Here is a 24,886-nt window from a genome sequence, read left to right on the forward strand (position 1 = left end):
CAACAGGTTTGCCGTCTACCTATAATAAAAGAAAGCCCCACCGTGATGGGCATGTCGTGAAAACAGGGGGCAAGGGATGTTGCTAAAGAAAGAATGTGGTCGTCAGCTGTCTGCGCTGAGTTTATGCCTGGCAGTGATGTTTGCTCCACTGTTAACCGCCCAGGCCGACGAGCCTGAAATTGTGCCGACGGACAGCTCCGCAGCGACAGGCGCGCAGCCGACGTCATTGTCTCAGCCGCTGGAACAGTCTCCGGCGACCGCCGTCATGGCCGGCATTAAGCCGTTGCCGGAAGGCATCGATATCGAATCGCTTAGCCAGCAGCTCCTCTCAGGGTTGCCGTCAGGCTACACGCCCGCCTATATCAATCAGCTCACGCTGCTTTATGCTGCCCGGGACATGAAACCCATGTGGGAAGACCGTGATGCCGTGCGCGCGTTCCAGCAGCAGCTGGCAGAAGTGGCGATTGCGGGTTTTCAGCCGCAGTTTACGAAGTGGGTTGAGCTGTTAACCGATCCAGCCGTCACTGGACAGGCGCGGGACGTGGTGCTTTCCGATGCCATGATGGGCTATCTGCAGTTTGTGGCGGGTATTCCGGTCAACGGCAACCGCTGGTTATATAGCGATAAGCCCTACAAGCTGGCGACGCCAGCGCTGTCGGTTATCAACCAGTGGCAGCTGGCGCTGGATAATGGCGATCTGCCGCGCTTTATTGCCAGTCTCGCCCCGGCGCACCCGCAGTATGCCACCCTGCATGAGTCGCTCCTCGCGCTGGTGGGCGACTCGCGTCCCTGGCCGCAAATGCGGGGTACCGCGACGCTGCGTCCAGGCCAGTGGAGCAGCGATGTTCCTGCTCTGCGCGAAATCCTGAAACGCTCCGGTATTCTTGAGGGCGGGCCGAAGATTGCCCTACCGGGCGACGATCCGCAAAGCGCGGTTGTGAGCCCGTCAGCGCCGGTGAAAGAGAAGAAGGCCGCTCTCCTGAGCGATAAACCTGCGGCATACGATCGCGAACTGGTTGCTGCGGTTAAGCAATTCCAGGCTGCGCAGGGGCTGGGTGCCGACGGGGTAATAGGTCCGTCAACGCGCGACTGGCTTAACGTCTCTCCTGCGCAGCGGGCAGGGGTGCTGGCACTGAATATTCAGCGTTTGCGCCTGCTGCCGGGCACCTTGTCCACAGGCATTATGGTGAATATTCCGGCCTATTCCCTGGTCTATTATCAGGATGGCAGCGAAAAACTGGCCTCGCGCGTCATTGTCGGGCGTCCGGATCGTAAAACACCGATGATGAGCAGCGCGTTAAATAACGTGGTGGTTAACCCACCGTGGAACGTGCCGCCGACGCTGGCACGTAAAGACATTCTGCCAAAGGTCTGGAACGATCCGGGTTATCTGGAACGTCATGGCTATACGGTGATGCGCGGCTGGAACAGTAAAGAGGCGATTGATCCTTACATGGTCGACTGGTCGACGATTACGGCTTCCAACCTGCCGTTCCGCTTCCAGCAGGCTCCCGGGGCGCATAACTCCCTGGGGCGTTACAAATTCAATATGCCGAGTTCAGATGCTATCTATCTGCACGATACGCCGAACCACAACTTGTTCCAGAAAGATACCCGCGCCCTCAGTTCAGGCTGCGTGCGCGTAAACAAAGCCTCGGAGCTGGCCAATATGCTGTTGCAGGATGCGGGCTGGAACGATACGCGTATTTCTGACGCCCTGAAACAGGGGGATACGCGCTACGTGAATATTCGACACAACATTCCGGTCAATCTTTACTATCTGACGGCGTTTGTGGGTGAAGACGGGCGCACTCAGTATCGTACAGATATTTACAATTATGATCTCACTGCGCGATCCGGCGCACAAATTTTGCCAAAAGCGGAACAATTAATCAGGTAAATGAAGTAGTTCGGGAAAAATGATTGTCGTAAGTTATGGTGAATAGGGGGCGATATCGCTGTAAGCCGCGTATTCACTGGGGTTGGGCGCCTTGACGTACCCCGTTTTGCCAGTTAAGGTGCCCTTCGTGCGCTAAGCATACTTACGATTTCATTGACCTGTAGACCTGATTATCATGGACAAATTTGACGCTAATCGCCGCAAACTGCTGGCGTTAGGTGGTGTTGCGCTTGGCGCAGCGGCCATCTTGCCGACGCCAGCATTTGCCACCCTCTCGACACCTCGTCCGCGAGTTTTAACGCTCAACAATCTTCATACCGGTGAGTCGCTAAAAGCGGAGTTTTTCGATGGCAGAGGCTATATTCAGGATGAATTAGCAAGACTCAACCATTTTTTCCGTGATTTCCGCGCGAATAAAGTAAAAGCCATCGACCCAGGATTGTTTGATCAGTTGTTCCGCCTTCAGGGCCTGCTGGGCACCAGGAAGCCCGTGCAGCTCATTTCAGGTTATCGCTCACTGGATACCAATAATGAACTACGCGCCCATAGCCGTGGGGTAGCGAAAAAAAGCTATCACACGAAGGGACAGGCAATGGATTTCCATATTGAAGGCGTTTCGTTAGCCAATATTCGCAAAGCTGCGTTATCTATGCGCGCAGGTGGTGTAGGATATTACCCCAGCAGCAACTTTGTGCATATTGATACCGGTCCGGTCCGGCACTGGTAATAACGAAACACAGGAGCAGTATGAACTATCGTATTATTCCGGTTACCGCGTTCTCCCAGAACTGTTCATTGATCTGGTGCGAGCAAACCAAACTGGCCGCGCTTGTTGATCCCGGCGGCGACGCCGAGAAAATCAAGCAGGAAGTCGCCGACAGCGGTGTGACGCTGATGCAGATTTTACTGACGCATGGTCATCTCGATCATGTTGGCGCAGCGGCAGAGCTGGCACAGCATTTTGGTGTGCCGATCATCGGTCCGGAAAAAGAAGATGAGTTCTGGCTGCAGGGGTTACCTGCCCAAAGCCGCATGTTTGGCCTTGATGAGTGTCAGCCTCTGACGCCCGATCGCTGGCTGAACGAAGGAGAGCGCGTTAACGTAGGGAATGTGACTTTACAGGTGTTGCATTGTCCTGGGCATACGCCAGGCCATATCGTCTTCTTTGATGACCAGTCTCGTCTGCTGATTTCGGGCGACGTGATTTTCAAAGGCGGCGTAGGACGCAGCGATTTTCCGCGCGGCGATCACGGGCAGCTGATTCAGTCGATCAAACAGAAGTTATTGCCGCTGGGTGATGACGTGACGTTTATCCCTGGACACGGTCCGATGTCGACGCTGGGCTATGAACGGCTCCATAATCCGTTCCTTCAGGATGAGATGCCTGTCTGGTAAACCTGGATAAATAAAAAAGCCTGCTGAACGCAGGCTTTTTTGTGGGCGTAAATTACAGTACGGCGACAATCGCTTCGCACAGAGGCGCCATGTTGTCAGGCGTCATCCCTGCCACGTTCACGCGACCGGACGCCACGGCGTATACGCCAAACTCTTCACGCAGACGCAGAACCTGCTCTTTGGTCAGGCCGCTGAAAGAGAACATGCCGTTCTGTTTGATGATGAAGCTGAAGTCACGGTCTGCGCCTTTCTCGGCCAGAGTATTAACAAACAGCAGACGCATACGCTGGATACGCTGGCGCATATCGTTTAGCTCTTGTTCCCAGATCGCGCGCAGCGCATCGTTGCTGAGAATGGTCGCAACAACGGACGCGCCGTGTGCCGGTGGGTTAGAGTAGTTCGCGCGGATAACCGATTTCATCTGGCTGAAGGCACGATCGACGGTTTCGTCGTTAGCTGCAACCAGCGTACAGGCACCTACGCGCTCATTGTACAGACCGAAGTTCTTGGAGTAGGAGCTGGCAACGATCAATTCCTGGTGCACGGCAGCAAAAGCGCGCAGGCCTTCTGCATCTTCTTCCAGTCCACGGGCGAAGCCCTGATAGGCGAAGTCAAACAGCGGCAGCCAGCCTTTCTCTACGGAGAGTTTAGCCAGCTGTTCCCACTGCTCAAGCGTCGGGTCGATACCGGTTGGGTTATGGCAGCAGCCGTGGAACAGCACCACATCACCCGCCTGCGCTTCGTTCAGGCTTGCCAGCAGGCCATCAAAGTCGAGAGCATGGTTTGCCGCATCGTAGTATGCATATTCGCGCACTTCCAGACCTGCAGAGTTAAAGACGCTCTTGTGGTTCGGCCAGCTTGGGTTGCTCACCCAGACACGCTTAACAGAGGTGTTTTTCGCAAGGAAATCCGCCGCCACACGCAGTGCGCCGGTACCGCCTGGGGTCTGTGCTGTACGCGCACGTTTGTCACTCACAATTGCGCTACCTTTACCGAACAGCAGCTCCTGCGTGCAGCGACCAAATTCAGGAATACCATCAATACCGAGGTAGTTTTTGGTGGTTTCATTTTCCAGCAGATACTGCTCAGCTTTCTTAACGCTGGTCAGTACCGGGGTTTTGCCGGTTTCATCTTTATATACACCAATACCCAGGTTGATTTTGCCAGGGCGGTCGTCGGCACGAAACAGATCGGCCAGGCCCAGAATTGGGTCGGCAGGAGCGGCGGTAATGTTCTCAAACATGACGAAGTTCCATTGTGATTACAGAAGTGAAATCCGCTATCAGGTTAACGGTAGATTTACAAAATGCCAACCGTTTGCGACGAAAAGCGTGCGGCTTTTCAAAAGTCGCCATTATTTTCTGTCAGGCATAAAAAAACAGGGCCGAAGCCCTGTTCATTAAGCATATAACAAAGTGGTGTTCTGATTAGAACTGGTAGGTTACACCCACAGCAGCCATATCGTCGTTGCCGTTCAGACCGCCAACCGCTTTCGCGTAGTCGGTGTCTTTGTCCAGCAGGTTGATGTAGTAGTCAGCCCACACGTTGAAGTTTTTGTTGAAGTAGTAAGTGGTACCCACCTGGATGAATTTAGCCAGGTCTGCATCGCCACCGCTGAAGCCGCCGACGGCAGCCAGGTCTTTACCTTTGGTCTGCACGTAGGAGATGGCTGGACGCAGGCCGAAGTCGAACTGGTACTGAGCAACCACTTCGAAGTTCTGCGTTTTGTTAGCAAAACCAGCATCACCGCTAGAACCGGTACGGGTGGTGTTACGGGTTTCTGCATAGGTGGTTGCCAGGTACAGGTTGTTAGCGTCATATTTCAGACCAACACCCCATGCTTCAGCTTTGTCACCCTGACCATCAGCTTTCTGGTTCAGAGTACGGTTAGCGTTGCTGTAAGATGCGATTGCACCGAAGCCTTCGCCGAAGTCGTAACCCAGAGAGTAACCTACGCCGTCACCGTTAGAAGTTTTAACGTCAGCACGGTCGTTTTTACCCTGGTACTGTACGCCCAGGCTCAGACCGTCAACCAGACCGAAGAAATCGCTGTTACGGTAGGTCAGCAGGCCGGTGCTACGGCTGGTCATAAAGTTATCAACGTAGTTACCGCCCCAGGTCATACCTGAGAAGGACGGTGCCATATCGGTGTATGACTCAACGTCGTAAACGATACCGTAGTTACGACCGTAGTCGATACTGCCAGCGTCACCCGCTTTCAGGCCCGCGAAAGCCAGACGGTTTTTGTTAGCCTGAGCAGTGTTCTCAGCCTGGTTAGCCATGAAACGGTATTCCCACTGGCCGTAACCGGTCAGCTGGTCGTTGATCTGAGTTTCACCTTTGAAACCGATCTGCGCGTAGGTCGCGTCGTTGTTGTTGGTGTCATCGCCAGAGGTCACGAAATCGTGCTCGGCGTTAACTTTCCCGTAGAAGTCCAGTTTGTTGCCGTTCTTGTTATAGATTTCTGCAGCGTTAGCTGCACCGGCTACCAGCAGGGCAGGGATTACCACTGCCAGAATATTGCGCTTCATCATTATTTATTACCCTCATTGGTTTTTTTATGACACTCGCCACTGCCGTCAATAAATTCTGTCAATAAATATTTCCGGAACTATTGATGAGAGTTAGGTGTCTTTATGTATCTGACAGGCATCTTTCCATTCACCGAAGCGTTTCGCTAGCCTGAAAGTGCTACAATTCTCAAGATTGAGTTACAAAAAGAAAATATGTGTAACTAAATGTGTATTTTTCGGAACTTTGTGAACCATCTCAAATTTCAGAACGCCCTGGCGAATTAAACAGCAGATTGTTTCCTATATATATGAATTCCTTATGATTAATTTGGATAAAGGCAATTCCTATAAACAGATGTTAAACGACTCGTTTTTTCTTATGACCGAAAAAAGACTTCTGGATGGCTGAAAAAGTGGTTGAAAATTGTGCTATTGCTTGAGGGTGTAATAATCGCAATAAGAATAGGGTTTATTTTTTGTGGCTAGATGTTTCTCGGAAACAAAACGTAACAGGTAGTGGTTGTGACGGGGTGGTGCTTTAAAAACACTGACTTTGCGCTGACGAAAACTGACAGTGCAGAATAAAATAATGGCCAGCAAATGCTGGCCATGGTCTGTTTTTTTGCTCTTAGAAGCTGGCGTTACGTGGCGTACGCGGGAACGGAATCACATCACGCACGTTCTGAACACCGGTAACGTAGGCGATCAGACGCTCGAAGCCCAGGCCGAAACCTGAATGCGGAACGGTGCCGTAACGACGAAGATCGCGATACCAGCTGTAGTCCGCAGGATTGAGACCCATCTCTTCCATGCGCGCGTCCAGCACATCCAGACGTTCTTCACGCTGAGAACCACCGATGATTTCACCGATGCCAGGCGCCAGGACGTCCATCGCTGCGACGGTTTTACCGTCTTCGTTAAGACGCATATAGAAGGCCTTGATGTCCTTCGGGTAGTTTTTAACGACAACCGGCGCTTTGAAATGTTTCTCGGCCAGATAGCGTTCGTGCTCAGACGCCAGGTCAACGCCCCAGTAAACCGGGTTCTCGAACTTCTCACCGCATTTCTCGAGGATCGCAACCGCGTCGGTATAGTCCACCTGCGCAAAGTCGGCAGAGACAAAACGTTCCAGACGGGCGACCGCATCGCTGTCTACGCGCTCAGCGAAGAACTTCATATCGTCCGGACGCTCTTCCAGCACCGCTTTGAAGACGTACTTCAGCATCGCTTCTGCCAGACCGGCGACATCGTCGAGGTTAGCAAACGCCACTTCCGGCTCCAGCATCCAGAATTCCGCCAGGTGGCGGCTGGTGTTGGAGTTTTCAGCACGGAAGGTTGGGCCGAAGGTATAAATCTTAGACAGTGCACAGGCGTAGGTTTCGCCGTTGAGCTGACCGGATACCGTCAGGAAGGCCTCTTTACCAAAGAAGTCTTTGTCATAGTCCACTTTACCTTCTGGCGTGCGCGGCAGGTTTTCCATGTCCAGCGTCGAGACGCGGAACATTTCACCCGCACCTTCCGTATCGGAAGCGGTGATCAGTGGGGTAGACACCCAGAAGTAACCCTGCTCATCGAAGAAGCGATGCAGCGCCTGAGCCAGCGTATGGCGCACGCGTGCCACCGCGCCGATCAGGTTGGTACGTGGACGCAGGTGCGCCACTTCACGCAGGTACTCGATGCTGTGACGTTTTGCCGCCATCGGGTAGGTGTCCGGATCTTCAACCCAGCCGGTCACTTCAATCGCAGAGGCCTGAATTTCGAAACTCTGGCCCTGACCCGGAGACGCCACAACCACGCCGGTCACAATGACGGAACAGCCGGTTGTCAGGTGCAGAACGTCATCATTGTAATTGGGCAGAGAATTATTAATGACGGCCTGTACAGGATCAAAGCAGGAACCGTCATAGACGGCGAGGAAGGAGATGCCAGCTTTAGAATCTCGGCGGGTACGCACCCATCCGCGCACGGTGACTTCCTGGTCAACGGCGACACGGCCCTGGAGTACGTCGGCTACAGGCACAACGCTCATAATATTCTCTCTGTTAATAGTCGGAAAAAATAAACACTTGTCCACCCTTATGGGGGGATATCTATGTTACCTGCCATCCGCTATCAGACAAGTAAATTTCGCAGTCAAAAGAGAAGAATTGAGAAATAAATAAGGGAAGGGAGCCCTTCAGGCTCCCGTAAGCGCTTAACTGGCTTTTTTGATCTGCGGGAGATCGAAGGCTTTGCGCAATGCGCGGACAAACGCTTTGTCATGGCAGATGGTTTTACCCGGGCTGTCGGAGAGTTTCGCCACCGGCTTGCCGTTACATTCCACCAGCTTTATCACAATATTCAGAGGTTTTACCTGAGGAATGTCGCAGGTCAAACGGGTACCAATCCCGAAGCTCAGGTTCACTCGGGTGTTGAAATGGCGATAAAGTTCAACCGCTTTCGCCAGGTCAAGATTATCGGAGAAAACCAGCACCTTGCTCATCGGGTCAATGCCGAGTTTTTGGTAATGGGCTATCGCCTTCTCGCCCCATTCAACCGGGTCCCCGGAATCGTGGCGTAACCCCTGATAACGCTCAGCAAACTCAGGTCCGAAGTCACGCAGGAAGGCATCCATCGTAATGCAGTCGGTGAGGGCGATCCCGAGTTGATTCGGGTACTCCTCAAGCCATGCGGCGAGGGCCGCGCGCTGGCTGTTAGCCAGATCCGGGCTGATTTGCTGATGCGCCTGGAACCACTCGTGCGCCTGGGTGCCCATCGGCGTCAGGTTGAGGCGACGCGCCAGGTCGTAGTTACTGGTGCCCACGAACCACGGCTCCTGCTGCAGACGTTTAACGATGGCCTGCTGAACCTCGCGAGAGAAACGGCGACGGGTGCCGAAATCCATCAGGCGGAAGCGGGACATATCCAGCCCTTCGGTCAGCGTGGTGAAGGCTGCAAGTTTATTTTCCAGCGAGGCGACCGCCTGGGCGACGCCCATTTCCGGCGAACGGTAGCGGTGAGCCAACTCGCTGATCACTGCCAGCAGCGGCACTTCCCACATGATCACTTCCCGCCACGGACCTTCAAGGCGAATATCCAGCTTGCCGTTCTCGTTGGTCACGGTGACCTGCTCCGGCTTATAGCGGAAATCACGCAGCCAGTTCAGGTAATCGGTTTTAAAGAAAGGCAGGCCAGAAAGCCACTGGTATTCATCGTCCTGCAGCGTCAGATGCTGCATCGCATCGACCTGTTCACGAATGGAGTCTGCGTAGATACCGAGCAAATCGTCACCACGGCAGCGGAATTCCGCCGCGACGTGAACGTCATAGTAATGGTGGAAAACGGCTTGCTGCATATGCAGTTTATACGCGTCGGTATCCAGCAACGTATGCAGAACCGGAGAAGCGAATTGAGTCATAGGTGCGCTGTAGCATCCTCTCACGGGAGCGTTTAGTACAATAAACAACTCCGGAGTATACCTTGTTTAGTGATTTATTGAACCCCGATCACAACATAAGCACACTTTATGGTCGAGGGCATTTTGTGCCCCGTGTTATACAAATGTAGCGAAAAAGGTGTTTCTGCCTGAAAAGATGAACATTCTGCATAGCGCGTTTTGCGCAACAGGAATATATTGAAACGTTACTCGACAAACGATGCATAAGGTTTTCTATGACACAACAGCCACAAGCCAAATACCGCCACGACTACCGTGCGCCGGAATACCTGATTAGCGATATCGACCTGACGTTTGACCTGGATGCCACAAAAACCGTCGTGACGGCGGAGAGTCAGGTGACGCGCCACAGTGCGACTGCCGTGCCGCTGCGTCTCGATGGCGAAGACCTGACGCTGGTCTCCCTGCATATTAATGATGAACCCTGGTCAGACTATAAAGAAGAAGGCAACCAGCTGGTCATCGACAACCTGCCGGAACGCTTTACGCTGCGCATCGTGAATGAAATCAGCCCTTCAGCCAACACGGCGCTGGAAGGGCTTTACCAGTCAGGCGTGGCTCTGTGTACCCAGTGTGAAGCCGAAGGTTTCCGCCATATCACCTGGTACCTGGACCGCCCGGACGTCCTGGCGCGCTTCACGACGAAAATCATCGCCGATAAAACGCTTTATCCGTTCCTGCTCTCCAACGGTAACCGCGTCGGTGAGGGCGAACTGGAAAATGGTCGTCACTGGGTGCAGTGGCAGGATCCGTTCCCGAAACCGTGCTACCTCTTTGCGCTGGTGGCGGGTGATTTTGATGTGCTGCGCGATACGTTCAAAACCCGCTCCGGGCGTGAAGTGGCGCTGGAGCTGTTTGTTGACCGTGGCAACCTTGACCGCGCACCGTGGGCGATGACCTCGCTCATCAACTCCATGAAGTGGGACGAAGAACGTTTCGGCCTCGAATACGACCTCGACATCTATATGATCGTCGCCGTCGATTTCTTCAACATGGGCGCGATGGAGAATAAAGGTCTCAACATCTTTAACTCCAAATACGTACTGGCACGTACCGACACCGCTACCGATAAAGACTACCTTGATATCGAACGCGTCATCGGCCACGAGTATTTCCATAACTGGACCGGTAACCGCGTCACCTGCCGTGACTGGTTCCAGCTGAGCCTGAAAGAGGGACTGACCGTCTTCCGCGATCAGGAGTTCAGCTCCGATCTGGGCTCTCGTGCGGTAAACCGTATCAACAACGTCCGCACTATGCGCGGCCTGCAGTTTGCGGAAGATGCCAGCCCAATGGCGCACCCAATCCGTCCGGATAAAGTCATTGAGATGAACAACTTCTACACCCTGACGGTGTATGAGAAGGGCGCTGAAATTATCCGTATGATCCACACCCTGCTGGGCGAAGAGAACTTCCAGAAAGGGATGCAACTCTATTTTGAGCGTCATGACGGCAGCGCGGCGACCTGTGACGATTTTGTGCAGGCGATGGAAGATGCCTCTAACGTGGATCTCTCTCACTTCCGCCGCTGGTACAGCCAGGCCGGGACGCCGATTGTCACCGTTAAAGACGATTACAACCCGGAAACCGAGCAATACACCCTGACCATCAGCCAGCGCACGCCGCCAACCGCCGAGCAGGAAGAAAAACATCCGCTGCACATCCCGTTCAGCATTGAGCTGTATGACAACGAAGGCAAAGTGATCCCGCTGCAGAAGGGCGGTCATCCGGTACACCACGTACTGAACGTAACCCAGGCAGAGCAGACCTTTATCTTCGATAACGTCTATTTCCAGCCGGTGCCTGCGTTGCTGTGCGAATTCTCCGCCCCGGTGAAGCTGGAGTACAAGTGGAGCGATCAGCAGCTGACGTTCCTGATGCGTCACGCCCGCAACGATTTCTCCCGCTGGGATGCCGCGCAGAGTCTGCTGGCGACCTACATCAAGCTGAACGTGAACCGTTATCAGCAGGGCCAGCCGCTGACGCTACCGGTGCATGTAGCAGACGCGTTCCGTGCGATCCTGCTGGATGAATCTATTGATCCGGCGCTGGCGGCTGAAATTCTGACCCTGCCGTCGGCAACTGAAATTGCCGAGCTGTTTGACATCATTGACCCGATTGCCATCGTGGCCGTGCGTGAAGCGCTGACCCGCACGCTGGCTGCTGAACTGGCGGACGAATTCCTCGCCATCTATAACGCCAATAAGCTTGATGCTTATCGCGTTGAGCACGCGGACATTGGTAAACGTTCTCTGCGTAACACCTGCCTGCGTTATCTGGCGTTTGGTGAAACCGAGCTGGCGAACACGCTGGTGAGCACGCAGTATCATAAAGCGGACAATATGACCGACGCGCTGGCCGCGCTGGCGGCGAGCGTTGCCGCTGAACTGCCGTGCCGCGATGCGCTGATGCAGGAGTACGACGACAAGTGGCACCAGGATGGTCTGGTGATGGACAAATGGTTCATTCTGCAGGCGACCAGCCCGGCGGCCGATGCGCTCAGCAAAGTCCGCAGCCTGCTGAAGCACCGTTCGTTCACCATGAGTAACCCGAACCGCGTACGTTCCCTGATTGGTGCGTTTGCCAGCAGCAACCCGGCCGCGTTCCACGCGGAGGACGGTAGCGGTTATCAGTTCATGGTAGAAATGCTGACCGAACTGAACAGCCGTAACCCGCAGGTGGCGTCGCGTCTGATTGAGCCGCTGATCCGTCTGAAACGCTACGATGCGAAGCGTCAGGCGAAAATGCGTGCCGCGCTTGAACAGCTGAAAGGGCTGGAAAACCTGTCCGGCGATTTGTACGAGAAGATCGCGAAAGCCTTAGCGTGATGTAAAAAAGCCCGGTGGGCAGGTAAAAGCAAAACGGCAACCCAGGTTGCCGTTTTTTGTGTTTTCTCCCTCTCCCTGTGGGAGAGGGCCGGGGTGAGGGCATCAGGCATTAGCCTTAACTCGCTGTAACTCCGTTCCCCCGCGCTTCATCACCCGATCCAGCACTTCTGCCTCCAGCTCCGCCAGTCTTGCCGAACCGACACGACGAGGACGTGGAAGATCCACCGTCAGATCCAGACCAATTTTTCCGTCTTCTATTAACAGCACCCGGTCGGCCATCGCCACGGCTTCGCTGACGTCATGCGTGACCAGCAGAACCGTGAATCCATGCGTCTGCCACAGGGATTCAATCAGATCCTGCATTTCGATCCGCGTTAAGGCGTCGAGCGCGCCGAGCGGCTCATCAAGCAACAGCAGGCCCGGACGATGAATCAACGCCCGTGCCAGCGCCACGCGCTGCTTCTGCCCACCCGACAGCGCAGCAGGCCATTCACCGGCGCGGTTTTCCAGTCCGACGGCGGCCAGCGCCTGACGGGCTTCATCCCGCCAGTGTCCTTTGAGCCCCAGCCCGACGTTATCAATCACCGTCTTCCAGGGCAGCAGTCGCGCATCCTGAAACATCATGCGGGTATCGTCCTGAATAGTGGCCAGCGGCGTTGTCCCTGCCAGAATGTCGCCGCCGTTGGGGGATTCCAGTCCGGCCAGAAGGCGCAGCAGCGTACTCTTGCCGCCGCCGCTGCGCCCGACAATGGCCACAAACTGCCCGGCGGGAATATGCAGATCCAGCGCGTTAAGAATGGTGTTTTCGCCGTAGCGTTTGGTCACGCCGTTTAGCAGTAACGGTGTCCCCTGATTCAGTCGTGCCGTATTCATGCTTTCGCCTCCTGAAGGGTATACGCCGGGTTCCAGCGTAGCCAGCTGCGTTCCAGCCACTGGGCGCTGAAGTCGGCCAGTTTGCCGAGTAGGGCATAAAGGATAATGGCAACCACCACGACGTCCGTTTGCAGGAACTCGCGGGCATTCATCGCCAGGTAGCCGATACCAGAGTTAGCCGAAATGGTTTCCGCGACAATCAGCGTCAGCCACATCAGGCCGAGGGCAAAACGCACTCCGACCATGATGGAGGGCAGGGCGCCCGGCAGGATCACGTGTAGAAAGAGCGAAAAACCCGACAAGCCATAGCTTCGCGCCATCTCCACCAGGCCGCGATCGATATTGCGGATGCCGTGCCAGGTATTAATGTAAATCGGGAACAGCGTGCCCAGCGCCACGAGGAAGATCTTCGCGCTCTCATCAATCCCAAACCACAGAATGACCAGCGGGATCAGCGCCAGATGCGGCACGTTACGCAACATCTGAATGGAGGTATCCAGCAGCCGCTCACCCCAGCGGGAAAGACCGCTGATCAACCCCAGCACCAGGCCGATGCTGCCGCCAATAGAAAACCCAATCACCGCGCGCCAGGAACTGATCGCCAGATGCTGCCACAGCTCACCGCTGACGCTCAGCGACCAGAACGCTTCTACAACGCCCTCAGGAGAGGGCAGAATACGGCTCGACAGCCAGCCGGTGGATGATGCGAGCTGCCAGAGAGCCACAATCCCGACGGGTAAAAACCACGGCGCGGCGCGCAGCAGCCATTTTTGTGAGGTGGCAGACATGGTCACTCCTTAGCTTTGCGCGGCTTTTCGAGGGATAAATTCGTTTGCCACCGCTTCACCCTGCAGCTGAAGCTGCTGTGGCTGCGGAATTTCCGGGATGGCCACATCCAGATGCGGGAATAACAGCTCGCCTACTTTGTAGGCCTCCTCCAGGTGCGGATAACCGGAGAGAATAAAGCTGTCGATACCGAGGTCGGCGTATTCATTAATCCGCGCGGCCACGGTCGGGCCGTCCCCGACCAGCGCCGTACCCGCACCGCCGCGCACCAGACCGACACCCGCCCACAGGTTCGGGCTGATCTCCAGATTCTCACGCTTGCCGTTGTGCAGGGAGGCCATCCGGTGCTGTCCGACGGAGTCGGTTTTGGCAAACGCGGCCTGCGCCTTTGCGATGGTCTCATCATCCAGATGGGATATCAGGCGGTCTGCCGCCCGCCAGGCCTCTTCAGTGGTTTCGCGTACAATCACGTGCAAACGAATACCGAAGCGCACCTTGCGGCCATGGGCGGTCGCTTTAGCGCGCACCTGGGCAATTTTCTCTTTCACCAGCTCAGGCGGTTCGCCCCAGGTCAGATACAGATCGACCTGCTCGGCAGCCAGATCCTGGGCTACATCCGACGACCCGCCGAAATAGAGCGGCGGGCGTGGGCGTTGTACCGGCGGGAAGTAGAGTTTCGCGTCACGAACGTGGATATGCTTGCCTTCGAAGGTGACGGTTTCACCTTCAAGCAGGCGCCGCCAGACGCGGGTGAACTCGGCAGAAGCCTCATAGCGCTCGGTGTGGTCGAGGAACACGCCATCGCCTGCCAGTTCCTGCGGATCGCTGCCCGTCACCAGGTTAAACAGGGCGCGACCGTTGGAGAGTCTGTCCAGCGTTGCCGCCTGACGCGCCGCCACGGTGGGGGAGACCACGCCTGGACGTAACGCAACCAGGAACTTCAGACGCTGGGTGACCGGGATCATCGACGCGGCGACCAGCCAGGCATCTTCACATGAGCGCCCGGTTGGGATCAGCACGCCGGTGAAACCGATGCGGTCCGCCGCCTGTGCAATCTGCTGCAGGTAGCCATGGTCAACCGGGCGGGAACCCTCTTCAGTGCCAAGATAGTGGCCATCTCCGTGGGTGGGTAAAAACCAGAAAAGATTCAGACTCATGATTTAGCTCCTTCTTTGCCTGCGGGTTGCCAGATGCGTTCGCGAATATCGACCTGTTTTGGCACCAGGCGGTTTTGATAGAAGAGGTCAGCGGTTTGTTGCTGTAGCGCGGCGACGTGCGCATCCACGGGTGAAATGGTGGTCGGCGGACGGTGGCTGAGGTAGCTCGCAATCACCGGTTCAGGTAAGCCCATGGTTTTCGCCAGCAGCGCAATACTTTCCTGACGCTGGCTTTGGGTCAGCGTGTCGGCCTGCGTAAAGGTATCCAGTACGCTCTGAATAAATGCGCCATTCTTTTCCGCGTAAGGACGCGCGGCAAGGTAGAACGAGCCGGTCTGCTTCAGCGTCGTGCCATCCTTCAGCACACGCACGCCTCCTTGCAGTAATGCTGCGGAGTAGTACGGATCCCAGATAGCCCAGGCATCAACATTCTTCTGCTGGAACGCGGCACGTGCATCGGCTGGGGTCAGGTAAACGGGCTGAATGTCCGTGAATTTCAGCCCGGCCTCCTGTAAAGCGCGCAGCAGCAGGTTGTGTGAACTGGAACCTTTCTGAAAAGCGACCTTATGACCTTTTAGATCGGCAACGCTTTTAATCTCGCTATTTTCAGGCACCAGAATCACTTCGGCCTTCGGTTTAGGCGGTTCAACGCCGACATAAACGAGGTCCGCCCCAGCAGCCTGGGCGAATATCGGCGGAATATCGCCTGTGCTGCCAAGATCGATACTGCCTACGTTTAAGGCTTCCAGCATCTGAGGGCCGGCAGGAAACTCGATCCAGGCAAATTTGGTGTCCGGGAAGCGTTTTTCCAGAAGCTGGTGACTTTTTGCCAGCACCATACTGACGCTGCCTTTCTGATAGCCAATGCGTAAACTGTCCGGCGCTGTTTCTGCGGCCTGAGCCAGCCCGGTCAAGGCCATCAGGCCAGCCAGCCCGAGGCGGGTTAAGGTTTTAAACATGTGCGACTCCTTGAGGCTGGCCAAACGCAGGTGCCTGGATATCCCGGCGATGCAGCGCGTGCCAGAAGGTTTCCAGCGCAGCATCGAGGCGCGTTTGCAGATTCGGCGTAAAGTGCGGCTTGTGTTGATAATCAATGACCTGCGAATCGTCCGCGAAAACCCCATGAAGAATCTCTTGTGCTTTCAGGGCATTCAGGACCGGTTTCAGGGCATAATCCACCGCCAGTAGATGGGCAACCGTTCCGCCCGTTGCCAGCGGCAGCACCACTTTGCCGTCCAGTGCGCGCTCCGGCAGTAGATCGAGCAGGGTTTTCAGTGCGCCAGAAAAAGAAGCTTTATAGATCGGTGTCGCCACGATTAAACCGTCTGCCACTTTCAGTTGCTCTGTGAGGGTTTTCAGCGCAGGGCTGTCGAAACGGGCGTACAGCAAATCTTCGGGTTCGAAGTTATGCAGATTCCAGTGGCACACTTCCACATCCAGCGCATTGAGCTTTTCACGGGCATATTCCAGCAGGGCGCTGGAACGCGAAGGGAATCGTGGACTTCCGGCCAGGGTAATGACGCGCATACTTCCTCCTTATAACCAATTGTTTGCTTTTATCTAACATTCATAACAATTTTCAGGAGTGTGACACCGCGCGGTTATTCCACTAAATGATTTATCTGCAATTAAAATGCGAAAAAGTGCATAAGAAAGAGACCGGGAGGTAAACGTTTGCGTTTTACGCTGTTTTTTTTGCCGCAGGTCAATTCCTTTTCGCAGCGGGATCGCCCATAATCCCCTCCCGGTTTGCACACCGGGAATCCAGGAGAGTTCATGTACTACCCCTTCGTTCGTAAAGCCCTTTTCCAGCTCGACCCTGAGCGCGCTCATGAATTGACATTCCAGCAATTACGTCGCATTACCGGAACGCCTCTGGCGGCTCTGGTGCGCCAGAATGTGCCGGAAAAACCTGTGCAGTGCATGGGTCTGACTTTTAAAAACCCGCTGGGTCTGGCGGCCGGTCTGGACAAAAACGGCGAGTGCATTGATGCCCTAGGCGCAATGGGCTTTGGCTCCATTGAAATCGGTACCGTTACCCCTCGCCCACAGCCGGGAAATGATAAGCCGCGTTTGTTCCGCCTGGTGGAAGCCGAAGGTCTGATCAACCGCATGGGCTTTAATAATCTCGGCGTTGATCACCTGGTCGAGAACGTGAAAAAAGCCCATTTCGATGGGGTGCTGGGCATTAATATCGGTAAAAATAAAGACACGCCGGTTGAGCAAGGTAAAGATGACTATCTGATTTGTATGGAAAAAGTCTACGCCTATGCCGGTTACATCGCGGTGAATATTTCATCGCCGAATACCCCGGGCCTGCGTTCTTTACAATATGGCGAAGCGCTGGACGATCTTCTCAGCGCCATTAAAAATAAACAAAATGAACTGCAGGCGATCCACCATAAATATGTTCCGGTCGCGGTGAAGATCGCGCCGGATCTTTCGCCTGAAGAATTGATCCAGGTTGCCGACAGTTTAGTTCGCCATAATATTGATGGTGTTATTGCGACCAATACGACGCTCGATCGCTCCCTCGTTCAGGGAATGAAAAACTGTGACGAAGCGGGTGGGTTAAGTGGCCGTCCGGTACAATTAAAAAGCACCGAAATTATTCGTGCTCTGTCTGCAGAATTAAAAGGGCGTTTGCCGATTATTGGTGTCGGCGGTATCGATTCGGTCATTGCTGCGCGCGAGAAGATTGCGGCAGGGGCATCGCTGGTGCAAATCTATTCCGGCTTTATTTTTAAAGGACCGCCGCTGATTAAAGAAATCGTTACGCATATCTAATCTTTTCTCTTAATCAGACAACCAGGGCTTTATTTCCAGCCCTGGTTGTTTTATATTCCGTCACTGTTGCTTATTTAGACATTCTGGTCTTTTATTAATGTTGTTATAAACGAAGCGACAATCAGGACATTTTTAGTACAGGACGTTTGGGGACGGGAGAGAAAGATGCGAATTAAACCTGACGATAACTGGCGCTGGTATTTTTGCGACGAGCACGATCGTATGATGCTCGATTTAGCCAATGGCATGTTGTTTCGTTCTCGTTTTGCCCGCCGAATGTTAACCCCGGACGCGTTTTCACCCTCGGGCTTTTGCGTTGACGATGCTGCACTTTATTTCTCCTTTGAAGAAAAATGTCGCGATCTGGTGCTCTCTAAAGAGCAGCGTGCCGAGCTGGTATTAAATGCGCTGGTGGCGATTCGTTTCCTGAAACCGCAAATGCCGAAAAGCTGGCATTTCCTGCCGCACGACATGAACTGGACGCCAGCAACGGGTGATGCGGCCAGCGTCAATCTGAGCGATACCGCCGAAGAGGTGAGTTTGTTAGTGGTGGAGCCGGGCGAAAATGCTGCGCTTTGTCTGCTGGCGCAACCCGGCGTGACGATTGCCGGGCGCGTAATGCAGTTAGGGGATGCGATCAAAGTCATGAATGACAGGCTGAAGCCACAGCTGCGTGTCGATTCCTTCAGCCTCGAACAGGCGGTTTAAGCTTCCAGCTGTACGGATGTTTTCGGTACGCAGCTACAGCACAGAATTGTGCCGTCGTTTCCCACTGCCGATTTCTTCAGCGCAGTCACCTCTCCCTCTACCAGCTTGATACGACAGCATCCGCAGATTCCCGCACGACAAGAATACGGTACGCGAATACCGGCCTGTTCCAGTTGCTCCAGCAGCACCTGCTGATTGTTGCCACGAATAATTTTGCCCTGCCAGTGAATATCCACGGCAGAGGCGACGTTCGTCTCAACTTCAACGCTTTCTTCTTCCTGACCGGCGCCGTACACTCTCGCAGGCCCGCGGGCGAGGATTTCGACCTCATCGCCCACGCGGATCACACCGCTGGAGCGGGGGATCAGGTTCTGGCCGAAATCGACATCGCCGTTATCCTGGGCGGTGCGGAACGATTGCAGCGTTTTCAGCGGTTCGCCAGAGGGGTGCTTTTGGCCTTTTTCCGGACTCACGGTGGTAAAGATACAGCGGCTGCACGGCTTGACGACATCAAAGATGACGCTACCAATGCGGATCGTTTTCCAGGTGTCTTCTTCCCACGCATCGGCACCGGTTACCACCAGGTTCGGACGGAACTGCTCCATCTGCACGCTGGCCTTACAGCGGTTTTGTAAATCACGCAGCGACGCCTCGTTGGTCAGCAGGAACGGGAAGCCGTCGGCGAAGGAGAGCGGAACGGCATCGTGGCGCTTCACGCGGCGCGTCAGTTCAGGCCCCACCCAGCGCAGCTGCACGTCGCGGGAAAAGAAGCCGCTTAGCCAGCGGTTAATCTCTTCCGGGGCGATGCGCGCGGTAAAATGGTTACCCCAGACTTCCGTTGGCGCGTCGACGGGCGCAAAATCAGCAAAACGAATCACCGTGCTGGAACCGTCCGGCGCGGTCAAATGCAATCCGTCATGAAGCGGGGAAGGGGTAAAGCGAACCATCTGCGGGAACTGGCGCGCGGTGATGAACGTACCGTCAGGCTCGGTGACCATAAAAATACGATCGAAGGCAAATCCGCTCATGTCTGCCAGTGCGTGAGAAACGCCAATGCCGCGCATGGATTTCACCGGATGAATAAAAAGCCTGGATAACGTCGCCACTGCATACTCCCGCAAATGAAAATAAGCCTTCAACTTTATGACATACACGCCATATTAGCTATAATGCGCGACAATTTTCTAAGAGTAAAAGTGACGATATGAATTCTCTGTTTGCCAGTACGGCCCGTGGGCTGGAAGAGCTGTTAAAAACTGAACTGGAAGCCCTGGGTGCGCAAGAGTGCCAGGTAGTTCAGGGTGGTGTCCATTTTGAGGGCGACACGCGGCTTATTTACCAGAGCCTGATGTGGAGCCGTCTGGCGTCGCGCATCATGCTGCCGATGAAGGAGTGCAAGGTCTATAGCGACCTTGACCTCTATACCGGCGTACAGATGATCGACTGGACAGAGATCTTCACCCCAAATGCCACCTTTGCGGTGCATTTCAACGGCGTGAACGATGAGATCCGCAACAGTCAGTACGGTGCGCTGCGCGTGAAAGACGCCATTGTGGACTGCTTCACCCGTAAGAATAAGGAACGCCCTAATGTCGATCGCGAAAATCCGGACCTGCGTATCAACGTCTGGCTGAACGGCGACACGGCGAGCATTTCTCTCGATCTGAGCGGCGCGGGTTTGCATTTACGTGGCTATCGCGATCGCACCGGGATGGCGCCGATCAAAGAAACCCTTGCCGCAGCCATTGTGATGCGCTCCGGCTGGCAGCCGGGCACACCGCTGCTCGATCCGATGTGTGGTTCCGGTACGCTGCTGATTGAAGCCGCAATGCTGGCTACCGACCGTGCGCCAGGGCTGCACCGCGGTCACTGGGGCTTTAAAGGCTGGGCGCAGCATGATGAAGCCCTCTGGAAAGAGGTCAAAGATGACGCGCAGAGCCGTGCGCGTAAAGGCCTGGCAGAGTACACCTCGCATTTCTATGGTTCGGACAGCGACCCGCGCGTGATTGAACGTGCGCGAAGCAACGCCCGTCGAGCGGGTATCGGTGAGCTGGTCACCTTCGACGTGAAAGATGTCGCGAACCTGACCAACCCGCTGCCGAAAGGCCCGTACGGTACCGTCATCAGTAACCCGCCATACGGTGAGCGTCTGGACAGCGAACCGGCGCTGATCGCCCTGCACAGCCTGCTGGGCCGCAATATGAAAGACTATTTTGGCGGCTGGAATCTGTCTTTGTTCAGCGCGTCGCCGGAGCTGTTGAGCTGTCTGCAACTGCGCGCCGATCGCCAGTTTAAAGCAAAAAACGGTCCGCTGGACTGTGTGCAGAAAAACTACCATCTGGCAGAAAAAGCGGCGGACAGTAAGCCAACCGGCGTGGCGGAAGATTACGCCAACCGTCTGCGCAAGAACCTGAAGAAATTCGAGAAGTGGGCGAAGCAGGAAGGGATTGAATGTTACCGCCTGTACGATGCCGACCTGCCGGAGTACAACGTGGCGGTTGATCGCTACGCCGACTGGGTTGTCATTCAGGAATATGCTCCGCCAAAAACCATTGATGCACAAAAAGCGCGCCAGCGTATGCTGGACGTGATTGCGGCCACCATCGCCGTGTTGGGCATTACGCCGAACAAGCTGGTGCTGAAAACCCGCGAGCGTCAGAAGGGCAAAAACCAGTACCAGAAGATGGGCGAGAAGGGTGACTACATTGAAGTGGGCGAATATAACGCCCGCCTGTGGGTTAACCTGACCGACTATCTCGATACCGGTCTGTTCCTTGACCACCGTATCGCCCGCCGTATGCTCGGCCAGATGAGCAAGGGGAAAGATTTCCTCAACCTGTTCTCCTATACCGGTAGCGCGAGTGTGCATGCCGGCCTCGGCGGCGCGCGCAGCACCACTACCGTGGATATGTCGCGTACCTACCTGGAGTGGGCCGAGCGTAACCTGCGTCTGAATGGTTTAACCGGGCGCCAGCATCGCCTGATGCAGGCCGACGTGCTGGGCTGGCTGCGTGATACCGATGAACAGTTCGACCTGATCTTTATCGATCCGCCGACCTTCTCCAACTCTAAGCGCATGGAGGATAGCTTTGACGTTCAACGCGACCACCTGCGCCTGATGACCGACCTGAAGCGCCTGTTGCGTAAAGGCGGCACCATTATGTTCTCGAACAACAAACGCGGCTTCCGTATGGATCACGACGGTTTAGCAGCCCTGGGACTGAAAGCACAAGAAATTAGCCAAAAAACGCTGTCTCAGGACTTCGCCCGTAACCGTCAAATCCATAACTGCTGGTTGATTACCGCGGTCTGAAAGGAATAATAAATGTCTTTAATTAGTATGCACGGCGCGTGGCTCTCTTTCAGTGACTCACCGCTTCTCGATAATGCAGAGCTGCATATCGAAGATAACGAACGCGTCTGTCTGGTGGGCCGTAACGGCGCGGGTAAATCCACGCTGATGAAAATCCTCAACCGCGAGCAGGGGCTGGATGACGGCCGCATCGTGTACGAGCAGGATCTGATTGTCTCCCGCCTCCAGCAGGACCCGCCGCGCCATGTCACCGGCAGCGTGTACGACTTCGTGGCGGAGGGGATCTCTGAGCAGGCAGAATACCTGAAGCGCTATCACGAGATTTCGCATCTGGTCATGACCGACCCGAGCGACAAGAATCTCAATGAGCTCGCAAAAGTGCAGGAGATGCTCGATCACCACGGCCTGTGGCAGCTTGAAAACCGCATTAATGAAGTGCTGGCACAGCTTGGTCTGGAAGCGGATATGGAGCTGTCTGCGCTCTCCGGCGGCTGGCTGCGTAAAGCGGCCCTGGGCCGCGCGCTGGTCAGCGGGCCGAAAGTGCTGCTGCTGGACGAACCGACGAACCACCTGGATATCGAAGCCATTGACTGGCTGGAAGGGTTCCTGAAAACCTTCAGCGGCACCATCATCTTTATCTCGCACGACCGTTCGTTTATTCGCAATATGGCGACCCGTATTGTCGATCTCGACCGCGGTAAGCTGGTCACTTATCCTGGCGATTACGATACCTATCTGCTGGAGAAAGAAGAAAACCTGCGCGTGGAAGAGCTGCAGAATGCTGAGTTTGACCGCAAACTGGCGCAGGAAGAGGTCTGGATCCGCCAGGGCATCAAAGCCCGCCGTACCCGTAACGAAGGCCGTGTGCGTGCCCTGAAAGCGATGCGCCGCGAGCGCAGCGAACGCCGCGAAGTGATGGGCAGCGCCAAAATGCAGGTTGAAGAGGCATCCCGCTCCGGCAAGATTGTCTTCGAAATGGAAAACGTTAACTATCAGGTTGACGGCAAAGTGCTGGTAAAAGATTTCTCTGCTCAGGTCCAGCGCGGCGACAAAATTGCGCTGATTGGCCCCAACGGCTGCGGCAAAACCACATTACTGAAGTTGATGCTGAGCCAGTTGCAGGCTGACAGCGGCCGTATTCACTGCGGCACCAAACTTGAAGTCGCCTACTTTGACCAGCACCGCGCGGAGCTGGATCCGGACCGCACGGTAATGGATAACCTCGCTGAAGGTAAGCAGGAGGTCATGGTAAACGGTAAGCCGCGCCATGTGCTGGGCTACCTGCAGGACTTCCTGTTCCATCCGAAACGTGCGATGACGCCGGTTCGCGCCCTGTCCGGCGGGGAACGTAACCGCCTGTTGCTGGCACGTCTGTTCCTGAAGCCAAGCAACCTGCTGATCCTCGATGAACCGACGAACGATCTGGATGTCGAAACGCTGGAATTGCTGGAAGAGCTGATCGACGGGTACCAGGGAACCGTGATGCTGGTCAGCCACGATCGTCAGTTCGTTGATAATACCGTGACCGAGTGCTGGATCTTCGAAGGGGAAGGGCGAATTGGACAGTATGTGGGCGGGTACCACGATGCAAAAGGGCAGCAGTCACAGTCTCTGGCGCAAAAACAGTCAAAGTCCAAAACAAGTGCTGAACCTGCTGTAACAAAAGCAGAAACAGTCAAGAAAAGCTCGGCTAAACTAAGCTATAACCTGCAGCGCGAACTGGAGGGGCTTCCTCAGCGTCTGGAAGAGCTGGAGGCGGCGCTTGAAGATCTTCAGGCACAGGTTGCTGATGCCTCATTCTTTACCCAGTCGCATGACTATACTCAGAAAGTATTGGCTGAACTGTCCGCGGCTGAAAAAGCCCTGGAAGAAGCATTTGAGCGCTGGGAGTACCTTGAGTCTCTGAAGAACGGCGCATAAACAGGGATAACATATGTGTGACCAGCACCATGCCGACAGGCATATATTATGCTCGCAATGCGATATGCTCGTGGCGTTGCCAGAGCTGGGTCACGGACATAAAGCCCTGTGTCCACGTTGCGGCGCAACGCTGACGACCGAGTGGGACGCGCCAAGGCAGCGTCCCACTGCTTACGCACTGGCGGCATTATTTATGCTGCTGCTCTCCAATCTCTTCCCCTTCATCTATATGAAGGTGGGGGGGATGACAAGCCAGGTGGATCTGCTTGAAATCCCGGGCGTGATGTTCTCGGAAGATTACGCCAGTCTCGGCACCTTTTTTCTGCTGTTTGTCCAGATAGTCCCGGCGTTTTGCCTGGTGGTCATTCTTCTGCTGGTCAACCGCGTCAGGATGCCGACATCACTGAAAATCCGGCTCGCGCGTGTCCTTTTCCAGCTCAAAAGCTGGGGGATGGCTGAGATCTTTCTGGCCGGGATACTGGTCAGTTTCGTGAAGCTGATGGCGTATGGCGATGTCGGGATTGGCAGTAGCTTTGTGCCCTGGTGCCTGTATTGCGTCCTGCAGCTGCGCGCCTTCCAGTGCGTGGACAGGCGCTGGGCGTGGGACGATATTGCCCCGGCACCGACGCTTGCACAGACGGTGAAGGTCGGTGTGCCGGGTATCCGCCAGGGGCTGCGTTCCTGTCCGTGCTGTACCGCCGTGCTGCCCGCCGATCTCGACGTGTGTCCGCGCTGCGAAACGAAAGGCCACGTCCGTCGCAAGAACAGCCTGCAGTGGACAATGGCGCTGCTGGTGACATCCGTCATGCTGTATCTGCCCGCCAATATTCTGCCGATTATGATCACCGACCTGCTCGGCGACAAAATGCCCTCGACGATCCTCGCGGGGGTGATCTTGCTCTGGGGCGAAGGATCCTATCCGGTCGCCGGCGTGATTTTCATCGCCAGTATTATGGTACCCACCTTAAAAATGATCGCCATTGCCTGGCTCTGTTGGGATGCAAAAGGTCACGGAAAGCGCGACAGCGAACGCATGCATCTGATTTATGAGGTGGTCGAGTTTGTTGGTCGCTGGTCAATGATCGACGTGTTTGTGATTGCCGTTCTTTCTGCGCTGGTGCGGATGGGCGGTTTGATGAGTATTTATCCCGCGATGGGGGCTTTAATGTTTGCGCTGGTCGTGATTATGACCATGTTTGCGGCCATGACCTTCGACCCTCGTTTATCGTGGGATCGTGAGCCTGAATCAAGCCATGAGGAAGAGTAAGAG

Annotated in this window: 19 protein-coding genes; 9 read left to right on the forward strand and 10 right to left on the reverse strand. The window is 55.1% G+C overall.

Annotated features, from left to right (window positions below):
* Positions 1-76 precede the first annotated feature (76 nt).
* The 3 genes from ldtD (at position 77) to ABFI50_RS16720 (ending at position 3,295) form a co-directional block, all read left to right on the forward strand.
* Positions 77-1,900, forward strand: a complete 1,824-nt coding sequence (gene ldtD / locus ABFI50_RS16710; protein ID WP_014883229.1) for a L,D-transpeptidase — start codon at positions 77-79, stop codon at positions 1,898-1,900.
* Between the two features lie 175 nt (positions 1,901-2,075).
* The gene (locus ABFI50_RS16715; protein ID WP_014883230.1) at positions 2,076-2,627 is read left to right on the forward strand and encodes a YcbK family protein; all 552 of its coding nucleotides are present in this window, start codon (positions 2,076-2,078) and stop codon (positions 2,625-2,627) included.
* Between the two features lie 20 nt (positions 2,628-2,647).
* Complete coding sequence (locus ABFI50_RS16720; protein WP_014883231.1) at positions 2,648-3,295, forward strand: MBL fold metallo-hydrolase; 648 nt, start codon at positions 2,648-2,650, stop codon at positions 3,293-3,295.
* A gap of 52 nt (positions 3,296-3,347) precedes the next feature.
* Here the strand turns inward: ABFI50_RS16720 and aspC are convergent, their stop codons facing one another.
* The 4 genes from aspC to pncB all read right to left on the reverse strand — a co-directional run bounded on the left by aspC (position 3,348) and on the right by pncB (position 9,205).
* The gene (aspC, locus tag ABFI50_RS16725; protein WP_014883232.1) at positions 3,348-4,538 is read right to left on the reverse strand and encodes an aspartate transaminase; all 1,191 of its coding nucleotides are present in this window, start codon (positions 4,536-4,538) and stop codon (positions 3,348-3,350) included.
* Positions 4,539-4,722: 184 nt separating this feature from the next.
* Positions 4,723-5,829: a porin gene (locus tag ABFI50_RS16730; protein ID WP_028012583.1), complete on the reverse strand. Its 1,107-nt coding sequence runs from the start codon at positions 5,827-5,829 to the stop codon at positions 4,723-4,725.
* A gap of 607 nt (positions 5,830-6,436) precedes the next feature.
* The gene (gene asnS, locus ABFI50_RS16735; RefSeq protein WP_014883234.1) at positions 6,437-7,837 is read right to left on the reverse strand and encodes an asparagine--tRNA ligase; all 1,401 of its coding nucleotides are present in this window, start codon (positions 7,835-7,837) and stop codon (positions 6,437-6,439) included.
* A 165-nt stretch (positions 7,838-8,002) separates the two neighbouring features.
* Positions 8,003-9,205, reverse strand: coding sequence for a nicotinate phosphoribosyltransferase (gene pncB, locus ABFI50_RS16740; protein ID WP_023332556.1), 1,203 nt, complete (start codon positions 9,203-9,205; stop codon positions 8,003-8,005).
* A 254-nt stretch (positions 9,206-9,459) separates the two neighbouring features.
* Here pncB and pepN point away from each other — a divergent pair, with 254 nt between their 5' ends.
* Entirely contained in the window at positions 9,460-12,072 is a 2,613-nt protein-coding gene (gene pepN / locus ABFI50_RS16745; RefSeq protein WP_045269351.1) for an aminopeptidase N, read from the forward strand.
* Between the two features lie 102 nt (positions 12,073-12,174).
* Here the strand turns inward: pepN and ssuB are convergent, their stop codons facing one another.
* Genes ssuB through ssuE form a run of 5 tightly spaced genes read right to left on the reverse strand, consistent with a single transcriptional unit; the run spans position 12,175 to position 16,415 of the window.
* Entirely contained in the window at positions 12,175-12,945 is a 771-nt protein-coding gene (gene ssuB / locus ABFI50_RS16750; protein WP_014883237.1) for an aliphatic sulfonates ABC transporter ATP-binding protein, read from the reverse strand.
* Complete coding sequence (gene ssuC, locus ABFI50_RS16755) at positions 12,942-13,733, reverse strand: aliphatic sulfonate ABC transporter permease SsuC (RefSeq protein ID WP_032637062.1); 792 nt, start codon at positions 13,731-13,733, stop codon at positions 12,942-12,944. Before ssuC ends, ssuB begins: the two co-directional genes overlap by 4 nt.
* A 9-nt stretch (positions 13,734-13,742) precedes the next feature.
* Positions 13,743-14,888: an FMNH2-dependent alkanesulfonate monooxygenase gene (gene ssuD, locus ABFI50_RS16760; protein ID WP_347484587.1), complete on the reverse strand. Its 1,146-nt coding sequence runs from the start codon at positions 14,886-14,888 to the stop codon at positions 13,743-13,745.
* Entirely contained in the window at positions 14,885-15,847 is a 963-nt protein-coding gene (locus ABFI50_RS16765; protein ID WP_014883240.1) for a sulfonate ABC transporter substrate-binding protein, read from the reverse strand. Before ABFI50_RS16765 ends, ssuD begins: the two co-directional genes overlap by 4 nt.
* A complete protein-coding gene (ssuE, locus tag ABFI50_RS16770) occupies positions 15,840-16,415 on the reverse strand; it encodes an NADPH-dependent FMN reductase (protein WP_063943474.1) in 576 nt (191 codons plus the stop codon). Before ssuE ends, ABFI50_RS16765 begins: the two co-directional genes overlap by 8 nt.
* A 249-nt stretch (positions 16,416-16,664) precedes the next feature.
* On the opposite strand from ssuE, the gene pyrD reads away from it, so the two are divergent.
* A complete protein-coding gene (gene pyrD, locus ABFI50_RS16775; protein WP_117581318.1) occupies positions 16,665-17,675 on the forward strand; it encodes a quinone-dependent dihydroorotate dehydrogenase in 1,011 nt (336 codons plus the stop codon).
* 165 nt (positions 17,676-17,840) lie between these two features.
* Positions 17,841-18,383 (forward strand): cell division protein ZapC, encoded by a 543-nt coding sequence (gene zapC, locus ABFI50_RS16780; protein ID WP_050862060.1) that lies wholly within the window; start codon positions 17,841-17,843, stop codon positions 18,381-18,383.
* Here zapC and ABFI50_RS16785 read toward each other — a convergent pair.
* Positions 18,380-19,489, reverse strand: a complete 1,110-nt coding sequence (locus ABFI50_RS16785) for a YcbX family protein (protein ID WP_032637058.1) — start codon at positions 19,487-19,489, stop codon at positions 18,380-18,382. The genes zapC and ABFI50_RS16785 overlap by 4 nt on opposite strands.
* Positions 19,490-19,587: 98 nt before the next feature.
* Here ABFI50_RS16785 and rlmKL point away from each other — a divergent pair, with 98 nt between their 5' ends.
* Genes rlmKL through pqiA form a run of 3 tightly spaced genes read left to right on the forward strand, consistent with a single transcriptional unit; the run spans position 19,588 to position 24,883 of the window.
* The gene (gene rlmKL / locus ABFI50_RS16790) at positions 19,588-21,696 is read left to right on the forward strand and encodes a bifunctional 23S rRNA (guanine(2069)-N(7))-methyltransferase RlmK/23S rRNA (guanine(2445)-N(2))-methyltransferase RlmL (protein WP_117581319.1); all 2,109 of its coding nucleotides are present in this window, start codon (positions 19,588-19,590) and stop codon (positions 21,694-21,696) included.
* A gap of 12 nt (positions 21,697-21,708) precedes the next feature.
* Complete coding sequence (locus tag ABFI50_RS16795) at positions 21,709-23,616, forward strand: ABC transporter ATP-binding protein (protein ID WP_014883246.1); 1,908 nt, start codon at positions 21,709-21,711, stop codon at positions 23,614-23,616.
* Between the two features lie 13 nt (positions 23,617-23,629).
* Positions 23,630-24,883, forward strand: coding sequence for a membrane integrity-associated transporter subunit PqiA (pqiA, locus tag ABFI50_RS16800; RefSeq protein WP_014883247.1), 1,254 nt, complete (start codon positions 23,630-23,632; stop codon positions 24,881-24,883).
* The last annotated feature ends 3 nt before the right edge of the window (positions 24,884-24,886 follow it).

The organism is Enterobacter sp. HNDS-6, assembly GCF_039850505.1.
Classification (GTDB): domain Bacteria; phylum Pseudomonadota; class Gammaproteobacteria; order Enterobacterales; family Enterobacteriaceae; genus Enterobacter; species Enterobacter kobei.

Bases quoted from the DNA above. Each gene is read 5' to 3' on its own strand.
- zapC (WP_050862060.1), top strand. From the start codon at position 17,841: ATGCGAATTAAACCTGACGATAACTGGCGCTGGTATTTTTGCGACGAG.
- ssuC (WP_032637062.1), bottom strand. From the start codon at position 13,733: ATGTCTGCCACCTCACAAAAATGGCTGCTGCGCGCCGCGCCGTGGTTT.
- ssuB (WP_014883237.1), bottom strand. From the start codon at position 12,945: ATGAATACGGCACGACTGAATCAGGGGACACCGTTACTGCTAAACGGC.
- ABFI50_RS16795 (WP_014883246.1), top strand. From the start codon at position 21,709: ATGTCTTTAATTAGTATGCACGGCGCGTGGCTCTCTTTCAGTGACTCA.
- ssuE (WP_063943474.1), bottom strand. From the start codon at position 16,415: ATGCGCGTCATTACCCTGGCCGGAAGTCCACGATTCCCTTCGCGTTCC.
- aspC (WP_014883232.1), bottom strand. From the start codon at position 4,538: ATGTTTGAGAACATTACCGCCGCTCCTGCCGACCCAATTCTGGGCCTG.
- ABFI50_RS16730 (WP_028012583.1), bottom strand. From the start codon at position 5,829: ATGATGAAGCGCAATATTCTGGCAGTGGTAATCCCTGCCCTGCTGGTA.
- ABFI50_RS16715 (WP_014883230.1), top strand. From the start codon at position 2,076: ATGGACAAATTTGACGCTAATCGCCGCAAACTGCTGGCGTTAGGTGGT.
- pepN (WP_045269351.1), top strand. From the start codon at position 9,460: ATGACACAACAGCCACAAGCCAAATACCGCCACGACTACCGTGCGCCG.
- ABFI50_RS16720 (WP_014883231.1), top strand. From the start codon at position 2,648: ATGAACTATCGTATTATTCCGGTTACCGCGTTCTCCCAGAACTGTTCA.
- pncB (WP_023332556.1), bottom strand. From the start codon at position 9,205: ATGACTCAATTCGCTTCTCCGGTTCTGCATACGTTGCTGGATACCGAC.
- pyrD (WP_117581318.1), top strand. From the start codon at position 16,665: ATGTACTACCCCTTCGTTCGTAAAGCCCTTTTCCAGCTCGACCCTGAG.
- ABFI50_RS16765 (WP_014883240.1), bottom strand. From the start codon at position 15,847: ATGTTTAAAACCTTAACCCGCCTCGGGCTGGCTGGCCTGATGGCCTTG.
- pqiA (WP_014883247.1), top strand. From the start codon at position 23,630: ATGTGTGACCAGCACCATGCCGACAGGCATATATTATGCTCGCAATGC.
- ssuD (WP_347484587.1), bottom strand. From the start codon at position 14,888: ATGAGTCTGAATCTTTTCTGGTTTTTACCCACCCACGGAGATGGCCAC.
- rlmKL (WP_117581319.1), top strand. From the start codon at position 19,588: ATGAATTCTCTGTTTGCCAGTACGGCCCGTGGGCTGGAAGAGCTGTTA.
- asnS (WP_014883234.1), bottom strand. From the start codon at position 7,837: ATGAGCGTTGTGCCTGTAGCCGACGTACTCCAGGGCCGTGTCGCCGTT.
- ldtD (WP_014883229.1), top strand. From the start codon at position 77: ATGTTGCTAAAGAAAGAATGTGGTCGTCAGCTGTCTGCGCTGAGTTTA.